This window comes from Variovorax sp. J31P179, from assembly GCF_030316985.1.
GTDB classification, from domain to species: domain Bacteria; phylum Pseudomonadota; class Gammaproteobacteria; order Burkholderiales; family Burkholderiaceae_C; genus Variovorax; species Variovorax ginsengisoli_B.
In genome coordinates, this window is sequence record NZ_JASZYL010000001.1 from 679,014 (window position 1) to 691,640 (window position 12,627).

The window sequence follows — 12,627 nt, forward strand, 5'->3', positions numbered from 1 at the left end:
AGGCGCCCCCCCTCAAAGGCAACGAGTTCAGCTCGTTGCCTTTTTTCATTTCCGGACCTGGATCATGTTCAAACTCGATTCCTTGAAATGGTGGTTGGACCCCGTCTTCGCAGCAGTGCTATGCGGCACCTGCCTGGCCGGCTGCGACCTCGCGCCCAGCGTCTTGTTCGTGGCCGATGGAAGCCCGGTCCGCCTGCTGCAATTGACCGACGCCCACGACGGTTGCCCGGCACCGCGCCGGGTCTGCTTCCTGTCCACCTGGGACGGCGAGACGACCCGTGGCTGCTGGGTGCGGGAGGCGGGCAGCGTCCGGGTCTCCCTGCCTCATGAAGAGCAGAGCGTGCCGGTGGCCAACTTCCGGCCGACCGCGTACGCCGAGTTCCGCCGCGTGTCGTTGGACTAGGCGCCAGGGCTTGACATGCAGGTATTTGCCTGCATATCATTACCCCACGCACTCACACGACGAATGGACGCTGACAAGGTTTTCAAGGCACTGGGCGACCCGACTCGCAGAAAGCTGCTCGACCTGCTCTACGAGAAGAACGGGCAGACGCTGGGCGAGCTCTGCGAGCACCTCGACATGGCGCGGCAATCCGCCGCGCAGCACATCGGGCTGCTCGAGGAAGCCAATCTGGTCAGTACCGTGCGGCGTGGCCGGGAGAAGCTGCATTTCATCAACCCGGTGCCGCTGCACGAGGTCTACGAGCGGTGGGTGCGCAAATTCGAACGCCGGCGGCTCGGCCTGCTGCACGACCTGAAGAAGGAACTCGAAGGAGATCGACCATGAGCAAAGAGAAGACCAGCTTCGTCTATGTGACCTACATCCGTTCGACGCCCGAAAAGGTGTTCGAGGCCATCACCCGGCCGGAGATCGCGCGGCGCTACTGGGGCCACGAGAACGTGTCCGACTGGAAGCCCGGTTCGACCTGGGAGCACGTGCGCGCCAACGAGCAGCGCACGGTCAACGTGCTGGGCAAGGTGGTCGAGGTCGCGCCGCCGACGCGGCTGGTCATCACCTGGGCGAGCCCCGCGCAAGCCGACGATCCGACCAGCTACAGCCGGGTGCGCTTCGACGTCGAGGCATACCAGGACATGGTGCGGCTGACCGTCACCCACGACGAACTCGAAGCCGGCAGCGGGATGGCCAAGGGCATCCAGCAGGGCTGGCCGATCGTTCTTTCCAGCCTCAAGTCCCTGTTGGAGACGGGGCAGGGCATCGATGTCTTCGCCAAGCCGTTGGCGGCCTGAACAAGGAGTCGACCATGACCCAGCCCTACACCGGCGGCTGCGCGTGCGGCGCGATCCGCTACGCCACCGCGCACGCGCCGATCTTCCAGAACCACTGCCAATGCCGCGACTGCCAGCGGCGCAGCGGCACCGGGCACGGCTCCTACCTGACCTTTCCCGCGCGGGCCGAGATGTCGATCACCGGCGAGGCGACGCTGTGGGAGGTCGCGGGCGACAGCGGCAACATGAAGCTCCACGCCTTCTGCCCGGTCTGCGGCACGCCGGTCTATTTGCGCTTCGCCGCCATGCCGGACCTGATCGCGGTCCCCGCGGCCAGCCTGGACGAACCGGCCCGCTTCGCGCCGCAGGTGCTCACCTACGGCGTGCGCGGGCTGGCCTGGGATGCCATCGACCCTGCGCTCCAGGCTTTCGAGCGGATGCCTCCAGGCTAGGCGGACGACGGTGCTGCCTTGCTACATTTGGCGGGCTTCACTCTTCCAACTGCCCCCATGTCCGAATTCCCCTCCGATATCTACACCGAGCCTTCCGACCTCGACGGCCACACGCTTGCCAACCTCGGGCCCTTGCGCCGGATGGCGGGGCTGTGGCGCGGCGAGAAGGGCGTCGACGTCAAGCCCAAGGCGCAGGGCCCGAAGACCCAGGTCTATGTCGAGCACTACGAACTGCAGCCGATCGACCCCCAGACCAACGGCCCGCAGGTGCTCTACGGACTGCGCTACCACACCTACATCCACAAGCCCGGCCTGACCAAGATGTACCACGACCAGGTCGGCTACTGGCTGTGGGAGCCCGCCACCAGCACCGTGATGCTCACCTTGGCGATTCCGCGCGGGCAGATCGCCATGGCCAGCGGCAAGGTGGCCGCCGACGCGGACCGCTTCGAACTCGTGGCCACGCACGGCAGCCTGGTGAACGGCATCGTGTCGAATCCGTTCATCGAGCATGCATTCACCACGCTCGAGTGGCGCATCGAGGTCGCCTTCCATGCCGACGGCACCTGGTCGTACGACCAGGACACCGTGATGCAGATCCAGGGGCTGTCCGAACCCTTCCACCACACGGACCGCAACACGCTCACGAAGACCGGCGAGCCCTCGCCGAATCCCCTGGCCGTGCAGGCATGAAGAGAGCGGTGGGCGACCCCGGGTAAGCGAGGCTGCCCCGGCCTGGGTGTCGACGCACAATCATCGGCCAAGTCACAAGGAGGCCCTTGTCATGACCGACGAGTTCGTCGACGTGCTGGTGGTCGGCGCCGGCATCTCGGGCATCGGCGCCGGCTGCCACCTCCAGAAGCTCTGCCCGGAGCGCAGCTTCGCCATCGTCGAGGCCCGCCCTTCGCTGGGCGGCACCTGGGACCTGTTCCGCTACCCCGGCGTGCGTTCGGATTCCGACATGCACACGCTCGGCTATTCGTTCCGGCCCTGGACCGACCCCAAGGCCATCGCCGATGGGCCGACGATCCTGAACTACCTGCGCGAGACGGCGCGCGAACACGGGCTCGAGCCGAAGATCCGCTTCGGCCAGCAGGTCGTGCGCGCCGACTGGTCTTCGCCGGATGCGCAGTGGACGGTCGAGCTCCGGCGCGCAGACGGTGGCGGCAGCGCGCGCATCCGTTGCGGCTTCCTGTTCATGTGCAGCGGCTACTACGACTACGCGGCCGGCCACCAGCCCGACTTCCCGGGACGCGAGCGCTTCGGCGGGCGGCTGGTCCATCCGCAGCACTGGCCCGCCGACCTCGACTACGCGGGCAAGAAGATCGTCGTCATCGGCAGCGGCGCTACCGCCGTGACGCTGGTGCCGGCGCTGGCCGACAAGGCGGCGCACGTGACGATGCTGCAGCGCTCGCCGACCTGGATGGTGGCCCGTCCGTCGGTCGATCCGGTCGGCATGCGGTTGCGGCGGCGCCTGCCGCTGCGGCTGGCGCTGCAGCTCACGCGCTGGAAAAACGTGCTGCTGGGCATGTACGTGTTCCGGCTCAGCCGGCGCAACCCGCAGCGCATGCGCCAGCTGCTGCTGGGCGGCGTGCGCCATGCACTCGGTCCGGAGGCCGACATCGCGACCCATTTCACGCCGCGCTACAACCCCTGGGAACAGCGCCTGTGCCTGGTGCCGGACGGCGATTTCTTCCGGGCCATCAACGCCGGTCGCGCCTCGGTCGTGACCGACCACATCGCGTCGTTGACCGAGACCGGGATCGCGCTGCGCTCGGGCGCCACCCTCGACGCCGACATCATCGTCAGCGCCACCGGCCTCCAGCTCGCCATGCTCGGCCACGCGGCGCTGTACGTCGACGGCGAGCGGGTGGAGCCTTCGCGCACGGTCAACTACAAGGGCCTGATGTACAGCGGCGTGCCGAACATGGCCAATACCTTCGGCTACACCAATGCCTCATGGACGCTCAAGGCCGACCTGACCGCGCAGTATGTGTGCCGGCTGCTCAACCACATGCGCAAGACCGGCGCGCGCATCTGCCGGCCCCCGGCCGACCCGGACACCGCGTTGCTGCCGTGGGTGGATTTTTCATCGGGCTACTTCGAGCGGGCCGCCGGCCAGCTGCCCAAGCAAGGCTCGGCCAAGCCCTGGAAGCTCAACCAGAACTACTCGTGCGACCTGGTCGCCATGCGCTTCGGCGCGGTCGACGACGGGGTGCTGCAGTTCACGTACGGGGCGCGCTGAGCGCAACCACGCTTCAGGCGCTCGAGCGCTCGGCCGCGCGGCGCAACTGGTCGAGCCGCGCCGCTTCCTCGGCGTCGCGCAGGCTCTTCGCCGCCCTGGCCGCCGCGTACTGCACGTACAGCACCTCGATGGCTTCGGTCCAGCGCTGCAGGCTCGCCTTGTGCTCGGCTTCGGCGTCGTGGTCTTTCGGATGCGTGTCCGGATGCCGTTCCGGGAACGCGGGAACGGTCACGCCTGCCCTGCGAAGGATGGCTTCTTTTTGGTCGATGGTCAGCATGTCTGTCTCCAGCAAACATTGTTCCAACCCCCGCGCGTCATAACTGGCGATGACGGCTATTTCACGGGGTCGTTCTGGTTGTCAGATGGGGGCGCGCGGGCGAATCCGCAAGGCCGCGACGGACGCCGGCGCAGGTGAAAATGGCCCGGATGCATCGACACCCTCTCCCCCTGCCGCGCCTTCGAGGCCTTGCCGCCATGGCGCTGGCCGCTGCCGTCCTGGCGGGTTGCGCCTCCGCGCCGCCGACCGCCGCGCCAGCGCCCGCCCGGCCGGCCCCGGCGGCCCGTCCCCCTGCGCCTGCGCCTGCGCCCGCGGCCCAGCCCGCGGGCGCCGGGGCGGACGAGCTGTCGCTCCAGCAGGGCTTCGCGCGCTGGGTCGCGGATTTCCGCAGCAGCGCGCGCGCTGCCGGCATCGGCGATGCGACCTTGCAGGCCGCCTTCGGCGACGTGCAGTACCTGCCGCGCGTCGTCGAGCTGGACCGCGCCCAGCCCGAGTTCACGCGCACGGTCTGGGACTACCTCGACAACACCGTGACGGCCCAGCGCGTCGCGCTCGGCAAGGACAAGCTGATGCAGGTCCGCGTCGAAGCCGACGCGGCGGCGGCGCGCTACGGCGTCCCGTCCGCAGTGGTCGTCGCGATCTGGGGCATGGAGAGCAATTTCGGCGGCAACTACGGCAGCACGCCGACCATCGATGCGCTGGCGACCCTGGGCTTCGAGGGCCGCCGCGAGGACTGGGCGCGTCGCGAACTGCTGGCGGCGCTGAAGATCCTCGACCGCGGCGACATCGACCGCGAGCACATGATCGGCTCCTGGGCCGGCGCCATGGGGCAGACGCAATTCCTGCCGTCGAACTTCCTGGCCTACGCGGTCGACGCCGACGGCGACGGCCGGCGCGACATCTGGGGCAGCATGGCCGACGTCACGGCCTCGACCGCCAACTTCCTGGCCCGTTCGGGCTGGCAGTCGGGCCAGCCGTGGGGCGTCGAAGTCCAGCTGCCGCCCGGCTTCGATTTCGGCCGCGCCGACAGCAGCGTTCGCCAGTCCAGCGCTCAGTGGGCAGCCGAGGGCGTGCGCAGCATGGACGGCAAGCCGCTGCCGGCGTTCGCCGACGGCATGGTCCTGCTGCCCGCGGGTGCGCGCGGGCCGGCCTTCCTGGTGGGGCCGAATTTCCGCGCCATCCTGCGCTACAACAACTCGACCAGCTACGCGCTGGCGGTCGGCCTGCTGTCGCAGCGCCTGACCGACGGGCCGGGCGTGCAGGCGCCCTGGCCGCGCGACCTGGCGGCGCTGTCGCGCAGCCAGCTGCTCGAACTTCAGACCGCACTGAACCAGCGCGGCTTTGCCAGCGGCACGCCCGACGGCATGATGGGGCCGGCCACCCGCGAAGGCATTCGCCAGTACCAGCGCAGCATCGGCCAGCCCGCCGACGGCTACCCCAGCGCGGCCTTGCTGGAACGCCTGCGGGCGCCATAGCGGGGCCTCATGGCGCATTGAGCACCGGCACGTAGGCCAGCCGGCGGTCGCGCAGCACCAGAAGCGCGACCATCCGGCCCGGCGTGGTGGCGGCCAGCTTGATCCTGAAGTCCTCGACCCGGTCGAGCCGGGTGTCGTTGACGGCGACGATGATGTCGCCCGCGCGGATGCCCTCGCTGCGCGCGAGCCCGGTGGCCTCGCGCACCATCAGGCCTCCGTCGCTGCCCAGCTGGAGCCGCTGTGCCGCCGACAACTCGCCCAGGCTCAGGCCGAGGCCATCATTCCAGTCGGGCTGGGTTCCGGCCGGCACGGCGAACCGCGGTCCGGCATCCTCGGACAGCGCCACCGAGTACGTCCGTTTCGCGCCGTGCCGCCAGAGTTCGAACCGGACGCGGCGGCCCGGCGGGGCGTCGGAGATCTGTTGCAGCAGGTCGGTGAAGTGCGAGATCGTGCGGCCATCGATGGTGGTGAGGACATCGCCGCGAACCAGCCCGGCGGCACGGGCGGGCCCCTCGGCATCCACCTGCACCACCAGCGCGCCGATCGACTCCTTCAGTCCGAAGGACTGGGCCAGCGCTGGTGTCATCTCCTGCAACTCGGCGCCCAGGTGCGCGCGCCGCACCCGACCGGTCTCCTTCAGCTGCGTCGCGATCTTCATCGCCAGGTTGATCGGCACGGCGAACGAGAGGCCCATGTAGCCGCCGCTGCCGCTGTAGATCATCGAGTTGATCCCGACCACTTCGCCGCGGCCATTGAACAGCGGGCTGCCCGAGCTGCCCGGGTTGATCGCGACGTCGGTCTGGATGAAGGGCACTTCCCCGGCGCCGCCGATGTAGCGGTCGACCGCGCTCACCACGCCCGCCGTGACGCTGCCATGGAATCCGAACGGCGCCCCGATGGCCGCGACCCAGTCGCCCGGCGCCAGCCGCGACGAGTCGCCGATGGCCGCGGTCGCGAGACCCTTGGCATCGATCTTCAGCAGGCCCACGTCGGTGCGCCTGTCGGTGCCGACCACCCGCGCCTGGAAGCGGCGGCCATCGTCCAGCCGGACCTGCGCCTCGTCGATGGCGGCCAGGACGTGCGCGCTGGTCAGGATCAGGCCGTCGCTGGTGAGGATCACGCCCGAGGCGAGGTCGCGAATCTGGCTGATGCGCACGTTGGCCGGCAGCGGCCGGGCCAGCCGGTCGGCGAAATCGTTCTCGGGCGCGAACTCCAGTTCGGCCCCCTCGGGCCGTGCTTCGCGGCCGATCCGCAGGGTGCTCACGTCGACCACGCTGGCGCTGCGGCTGGCGACCAGCGAGGAGAAGGCGGGCGCGGCCGGTGCGGCGATGTCGGGGGCCGGCGCCGGCGCCGATGGCGGTGCAGCCGGGCGCTCGGGCGCCGACGCACAGGCGCCGATCAAGCCGATGACGCCGACCGCGACGGCGGCACGCAGCCGCCAGCCGACCGGTCGCGCCAGAACCTTGCGCATCGCTGCCTCCGCATCGTCGAAGAAACCAAATGTAGGCGCATCGCGCCGACACGGCTTTGCGCCGGATCAAGGCCCTGTCGGCAACGTCAGTCGATGGCCGGTGGCCGGTGGCTTTCCGGCACCCTCCGAGCACGTCCTGCAAGGAACTAGGGTTTACCCTATAATCGACCCAACGCACTCATCCTGGAGTCCCGAATGTTGAACGTATTGATCTGCCTGGTGGCCGTCGCTGCCGTCGTTGTTTCCGGTTATGTGACCTCGAAGAAGCTCGACGAGATCTGCTGACCCGAAGATCCCTGGTTGTCTCCTCCATCGTCCCTTCGATGGATTGGCCCCCTCGCAGCAATGCGCGGGGGCTTTTTTACGTCTCGTCTCTTCGGAACGGCGCCCGGGCCACCGCGGCGTGCGTGTCACACTCGGGTGCACGGCCTCCCCTCGGGGAGCCTGTCTTGATTGCCTGGTGATTTTCTATGCCTGACCCGACCCCTGCCTCACGAGCCCTCGACAGCGCCGAATCAAGCGGCGTCGCGGTCCTGGACAGGGCCTTCTCGCTGCTCGCCGCATTTGGCCCGACGGACGCGCGATTGACATTGACGGAACTGTCCAGACGCACGGGCCTGTACAAGAGCACGGTGCTGCGACTGCTGGCCGCGCTCGAGCACGGCGGCTTCATCCGGAAACTGTCCGACGGGCAGTACGCCATCGGGCCCCAGCCGCTGCGCCTGGCCTCGATCTACCAAGGCTCGTTTCAGGTCGGCCACGTCATCGAGCCCATCCTCGAACGGCTGAGCGCCGCCACCGGGGAGACAGCTTCCTTCTACGTGAGGCACGGCGACAAGCGCATCGCGCTGTTCCGCGTCGAACCGTCCAGGGCGGTTCGCGCATCGGTGCAGGTGGGTCAGGAATACGCCATCGCGCAAGGTGCGTCGGGCAAGGTCCTGCTCGCGTTCTCGTCGCCGGCAATGCCCGACCACGAGGCCATTCGAGAACAGTTCTGGGCGGTCTCCCACGGAGAGCGCGACCCGGAGACCGCTTCGGCTGCGGCGCCGGTCTTCGGTGCGACCGGAGAGCTGCAGGGTGCCCTGGCCCTCTCGGGGCCAAGGGAGCGGCTGGCCCGGCCCGATGCCCTGCACGCGGCCTGTCGCCAACTGCTCGAGGCCGCCCGCGAGGCGACCAAGGCACTGGGCGGAAGCACCACCCGCCATGCGCTGACGCTTGAACGCCTGGGTCAGTCGTGAACTATTTCACGACCGAGATTAGTACTTAGAGACTACATGTGGCGATTTGCAAGTACCTTGGTACTACTATTTAGCCATCGCACAGGCCAATGAAAAACATGAACACCTATCCCACCGCAAGCCAGGCCAACGGCGTCGCCCGCACCCTGAGCAAGCACCTGTCGTGCACCATCGTCGTCTACCGTACGCCGCAGGCGAAGTTCGTGACCGCGCGCACCAACGACCCGGTGGCCGGCAACATCGAAGGCATCTATCGCAACGGCTACTGCACGCCGACGCTCCTCAGCAGCGTGCACTGAAAGAACTCGACTCCCTCGGCTCCACGCAGCCGAAAGGATTTATGCCTCCTTCGGGAGGCTTTTTTTTGCCTTCGCTGGCTCATGATCGGACCCACGCGGGCTCGAGGCGAAGGAGGCGCTACATGACGGCCAAGGTGCACTGCTTCCTGGAAATGCTCCAGACGGCCTTCAGCGACCCGCCGTATTGGGATGCGCCTTTCCAGAAGAGCAGGGCATCGACATAGGAAGTTACCGCCGGGCCAGGGCGGCCAATCTCTTTCTGGCACTTTGCAGCAGACCCTCGCGTTCCTCTGCCGGCTTTGCCTTGGTGTCCCCTTGGCCGATGATTTCGATCGCAGAGACGCCAGCAAGCCGTGCCCCGAGGTTGTCCCCCGGCGTGAGGGCCGCGTACCTGGCGCTCGAGATCACGTGCACGTTGAGATGCCGGGCGATGGACACGGAGAGCTTCCGGCACGCGATGGACATTTCCGATTCATCCGGCACCAGTCGGCCGTGAACCACGACCAGCTGCACTGTCGCGTCCTCGTCCTCCCCCAGCACGAAGGCGCGCAGAACTGAATCCTTGAATTTCGAACGCAGCATCGCGCGGATGGGTTCGGCGGCCGCGAAGGACTTGAGAGCAATGGACCGCAGTTCGTTGTAGAAGACGAACGACGTGTTCGCCTCGACCGTCTCGGGTTCGTCGGCTTCCGACTTGCGCCTGGTCAGGATGCCGCACTTGAGCAGGTGCTCCTGGGTCCGCTCGACTTCGTCCGCATTCAACTTGGCCTTCCTGGCGAGTTCCGCAACGGAAAACCCGTTCGTCGGTGCTGCGAAAACGACCTTCAACAACTTCTGGACTTCTGGCGCGAGGAGGAAATCTGCGGCACTCATTCTGGCTGGGGCAACTGCGACTGCATCATGACGACGACCGTTCCCCGAGCGCGGAGAGGTCGACATCGGTTTTAACATGAAGCGCGCAACGAGCGGCCTGCGGCCGAGGGGTCGCTTGCCCGAGAATCTCCGCATGCCACACGCCGTCTCCCACCTGCGCGCCGCGCGTCTCGCGCGCAGCGCCAAGCCATTTCTCGCCCGTGGTGGTTTCAAGCGCGAGCGCTGCGCGGACTGCCGGCTGGTACCCAGCCACTGCATGTGTGCGCTGCGCCCTTCACTGACGACACGCGCTGGGGTGTGCCTGCTCATGGCCGATATAGAGCCGCTCAAGCCGAGCAACACGGGCTGGCTGGTCGCCGATGTGGTGCCCGATACCTTCGCCTTCGGCTGGAAGCGCACCGAAACCGACCCCGCCCTCCTGGCCCTGCTGCGCGACCCGCAATGGCATCCGTACGTGGTGTTTCCCGGCCGATATGCAGCGCCCGAGCGGGTCGTGCGCACCGTTCAACCCCCCGACAGCCTTCGGGATGATGCCCAGAAGAAGCGACCGCTTTTCATTCTCCTGGACGGGACCTGGTCCGAGGCTCGCAAGATGTTCCGAAGAAGCCCCTACCTGGACCGCCTGCCGGTCTTGAGCCTGGAGCCCGACCAGACATCGCAGTACAAGCTGCGCAACTCGGGCCGCAACGACCATTTCTGCACCAGCGAAGTGGCCGCCCTGTGCATGAGCCTGGCGGGCGAACGCGTTGCCGAGCAAGCGCTGGAAGCCTACCTGGCGGTTTTCACCCAGCACTATCTGCATGCGAAAAACCAGCAGCCCATCGCGATGGATGGCGCCGCCCACCAGCGGTTGCGCGAGGTGTCGCTCCCGCCAGGACGAGCATGACTATTCCTTCAAACATCGCAGCCTTCTGGGACGCTTTCTCCGCCGAAGTCGGACAAGGAGATTGCTCCGAGCGATTCTTCGAGGCGTTCCACTTCGATGACAACGAGGCCTCCGCCGACGAACTTGCCGAGCTCGTGCTTGCGGGCGTCAAACGGGCCACAGCCGGGCTTCTCTGGTCATTTGAGAGCGCTTGCGCTGGGGCACCGCCCAAGCCGGGCGCCCTGAGTGTCGTCACTTGCTGGGATGGACGGCCTGTCTGTGTCATCGAGACCCTGGAGGTCGAGGTGGTGCCGTTCGAGAAAGTCTCCGCCGAATTCGCGGCACTCGAGGGCGAAGGTGATGGCTCCCTGGCGTACTGGCGCCGAGTGCACTGGGCCTACTTCGGCCGTGAATGCGCGCGTCTGGGTCGAGAACCAAGCCTGACCATGCCGGTTGCGTGCGAGCGCTTCAAGGTCATCTACCGAGCCAATGCCTGAACCGGGCTCGTTCGACGCAGTTGGTCGCCATCCAACTTCTCACCGAGACGTCGCATCACCCACCGGGTTCTATCGGCAGCGGGTGACATCGCTCCGAGATCAATGGCCACTCGCCGCTCGTCGACATAGCTGATGGCCGCTGAACCGAGCAAGGTGGGGACAAGGTCGGCATGCATCACCTTGGCGCCATGGTTGGCGCGGAGCCGTTCCCAACGCGCCGCGTTGCTGCCGCGCCATTCATCGCTCGCCCACACCACGGCCGGGACTGTCGTGTCCCAGCGCGTCGGATCTTTCAGCGCGTGCTGAAAAAGCCTCCGTCCGTCGTCCAGCAGGTTCTCGCCGTGGTCAGCCGTGTACATCACGAAGGACGAGCCTTTCGCCTGCGCTGCCTCCGAGATCACCGCATCGACGAATCGGAGGGATTCGGCGACGGCGTTGTCGTAGGCGCGGATGAAGTCCGGCAGCGTTGAATCTTCCGGGAGCTCAGAAAGCTTCGAGCAGTCGGCCTGGAAAGCGGCTGTTGCGGGGTCATAGCGATCGCAGTACGAGAAGTGTGCGCCGTAGGCATGCAACACGATCAATTTCTTGGGCGCGTCCTGCGCGAGCACCTCTCTGAGTGACGGCAAAAGGCTTTCTCGATCGGTCCTCTTTATCGCCAGGAACATGTCCGAGTTGGCGTCAGGCCAGGCAATGCCTCGTTCCTGGAGGGCGAGCCAATAGGTGCGAAACCCGGCTTCCTCGAAAGCCTTCATGAAGCTTGCGTCCTTGCTGACCCGGAATGCACCGCCAGGCATCTCGCGCGAGACGAGCAGAGGGACCGACGTGTGCGTGCTGCTGGACCCGGACATCACATCGCAAAAGATGATCGCGTCTTCATGGCTGAGGCCGACCTGCTTCTGGCCGCCGCATGCGCCGAGGCGGTCGGCACGCACCGTTTCCCCGATGATGAGGATGTAGGTCTCGTTCGGCGGGTGAAGTCCCGGCAACCGCGAGGCGCCCCAGCTCGCGGAAGCCGAGCGAGGGTTCGCGGCTGCATAGGGGGACGCCGTCGAGACGAAGTCGTCACGGCCGATCGCGGAAGCCGCGGCCACCGAAATCACATTCAGCGGCCACGCGCGCAGCACCGTATCGTGAAAGACGGCACCGCATGCGGCTGCGGCGACAGTGAGTGTCGCAAGGGCGGCCGAAGGCATCCTCCAGCGCGCCGGCGCGGTCGACCGAGTGCGAAACGACACCCAGATCGGCGTCGCGAGCAGGGCCGCGGCCAGGGCTATCCACTGGACATGAGGCTGGATGACCGGCCACGCTTCATGGGGGTCCGGCCGAATCAAGGCGGCCTCGAAAAGGTTGACGTCGCGCAGCAGATCGGCGCCCACGGCGAGAACGCCGAACAGCGCCGGGACATAGGTGAGCAGCAGGAATACGCGAAGCCCCAGGATCGCCCGAAGCAAGCCGAAGAACACGGCGGTTGCGGCAAGGAGGGAAGCCGCCCCAAGATCCCGGACGTGCGTGGACGAAAAGTTCGCCAGGGCCGGGATCAGCAGGATGGCGCCCCAGACGCAGTCGATCAGACCGACGATGCCGTGCCGTCCGCTTGCCATTGGCGCGGATGCTACGCGCGCGCCCTGTGGATCGTTGTGCTGCTCCATGACTTTCCACGCAGATGAGGGCATTCTCCGCGGCGCCGGGCTGTCAGTAAACTAGCCGG

Annotated in this window: 15 protein-coding genes; 11 read left to right on the forward strand and 4 right to left on the reverse strand. The window is 67.2% G+C overall.

What is annotated here, in order from left to right:
• The first annotated feature begins 64 nt into the window (after nt 1-64).
• From QTI17_RS03250 to QTI17_RS03275, 6 genes are all read left to right on the forward strand, one after another.
• Nucleotides 65-403 (forward strand): hypothetical protein, encoded by a 339-nt coding sequence (locus tag QTI17_RS03250; RefSeq protein ID WP_286530963.1) that lies wholly within the window; start codon nt 65-67, stop codon nt 401-403.
• A 63-nt stretch (nt 404-466) separates the two neighbouring features.
• The gene (locus QTI17_RS03255) at nt 467-787 is read left to right on the forward strand and encodes an ArsR/SmtB family transcription factor (protein ID WP_286530964.1); all 321 of its coding nucleotides are present in this window, start codon (nt 467-469) and stop codon (nt 785-787) included.
• A complete protein-coding gene (locus QTI17_RS03260) occupies nt 784-1,248 on the forward strand; it encodes an SRPBCC family protein (protein ID WP_286530965.1) in 465 nt (154 codons plus the stop codon). Before QTI17_RS03255 ends, QTI17_RS03260 begins: the two co-directional genes overlap by 4 nt.
• Before the next feature lie 14 nt (nt 1,249-1,262).
• The gene (locus QTI17_RS03265) at nt 1,263-1,679 is read left to right on the forward strand and encodes a GFA family protein (RefSeq protein WP_286530966.1); all 417 of its coding nucleotides are present in this window, start codon (nt 1,263-1,265) and stop codon (nt 1,677-1,679) included.
• Nucleotides 1,680-1,736: 57 nt separating this feature from the next.
• Complete coding sequence (locus tag QTI17_RS03270) at nt 1,737-2,372, forward strand: FABP family protein (RefSeq protein WP_286530967.1); 636 nt, start codon at nt 1,737-1,739, stop codon at nt 2,370-2,372.
• Nucleotides 2,373-2,463: 91 nt separating this feature from the next.
• Nucleotides 2,464-3,924, forward strand: a complete 1,461-nt coding sequence (locus tag QTI17_RS03275) for a flavin-containing monooxygenase (RefSeq protein ID WP_286530968.1) — start codon at nt 2,464-2,466, stop codon at nt 3,922-3,924.
• Nucleotides 3,925-3,937: 13 nt separating this feature from the next.
• Here QTI17_RS03275 and QTI17_RS03280 read toward each other — a convergent pair whose 3' ends face one another.
• Nucleotides 3,938-4,201: a hypothetical protein gene (locus QTI17_RS03280; protein WP_286530970.1), complete on the reverse strand. Its 264-nt coding sequence runs from the start codon at nt 4,199-4,201 to the stop codon at nt 3,938-3,940.
• 197 nt (nt 4,202-4,398) lie between these two features.
• On the opposite strand from QTI17_RS03280, the gene QTI17_RS03285 reads away from it, so the two are divergent.
• Complete coding sequence (locus tag QTI17_RS03285; RefSeq protein ID WP_286530972.1) at nt 4,399-5,676, forward strand: lytic murein transglycosylase; 1,278 nt, start codon at nt 4,399-4,401, stop codon at nt 5,674-5,676.
• A 7-nt stretch (nt 5,677-5,683) separates the two neighbouring features.
• On the opposite strand, the gene QTI17_RS03290 is transcribed toward QTI17_RS03285, so the two are convergent.
• Nucleotides 5,684-7,147 (reverse strand): trypsin-like peptidase domain-containing protein, encoded by a 1,464-nt coding sequence (locus tag QTI17_RS03290; RefSeq protein WP_286530973.1) that lies wholly within the window; start codon nt 7,145-7,147, stop codon nt 5,684-5,686.
• 470 nt (nt 7,148-7,617) lie between these two features.
• Between QTI17_RS03290 and QTI17_RS03295 the strand changes: the two genes are divergently transcribed.
• Together QTI17_RS03295 and QTI17_RS03300 are read left to right on the forward strand one after the other, a co-directional pair.
• On the forward strand, nt 7,618-8,385 hold the full coding sequence (locus QTI17_RS03295; RefSeq protein WP_286530974.1) for an IclR family transcriptional regulator: 768 nt from the start codon (nt 7,618-7,620) through the stop codon (nt 8,383-8,385).
• Nucleotides 8,386-8,483: 98 nt separating this feature from the next.
• Nucleotides 8,484-8,684 carry a hypothetical protein gene (locus QTI17_RS03300; protein WP_286530975.1) on the forward strand — a complete coding sequence of 67 codons (201 nt, stop codon included), beginning with the start codon at nt 8,484-8,486 and terminating at the stop codon, nt 8,682-8,684.
• A 228-nt stretch (nt 8,685-8,912) separates the two neighbouring features.
• On the opposite strand, the gene QTI17_RS03305 is transcribed toward QTI17_RS03300, so the two are convergent.
• A complete protein-coding gene (locus QTI17_RS03305; RefSeq protein ID WP_286530976.1) occupies nt 8,913-9,557 on the reverse strand; it encodes a hypothetical protein in 645 nt (214 codons plus the stop codon).
• A gap of 133 nt (nt 9,558-9,690) precedes the next feature.
• Between QTI17_RS03305 and QTI17_RS03310 the strand changes: the two genes are divergently transcribed.
• Both QTI17_RS03310 and QTI17_RS03315 read left to right on the forward strand, forming a co-directional pair.
• Nucleotides 9,691-10,443, forward strand: a complete 753-nt coding sequence (locus QTI17_RS03310; RefSeq protein WP_286530977.1) for a tRNA-uridine aminocarboxypropyltransferase — start codon at nt 9,691-9,693, stop codon at nt 10,441-10,443.
• A complete protein-coding gene (locus QTI17_RS03315) occupies nt 10,440-10,919 on the forward strand; it encodes an ASCH domain-containing protein (RefSeq protein WP_286530978.1) in 480 nt (159 codons plus the stop codon). The genes QTI17_RS03310 and QTI17_RS03315 overlap by 4 nt, the downstream gene beginning before the upstream one ends.
• On the opposite strand, the gene QTI17_RS03320 is transcribed toward QTI17_RS03315, so the two are convergent.
• A complete protein-coding gene (locus tag QTI17_RS03320) occupies nt 10,901-12,568 on the reverse strand; it encodes a phosphoethanolamine transferase (RefSeq protein ID WP_286530979.1) in 1,668 nt (555 codons plus the stop codon). The genes QTI17_RS03315 and QTI17_RS03320 overlap by 19 nt on opposite strands.
• Nucleotides 12,569-12,627 lie beyond the last annotated feature (59 nt).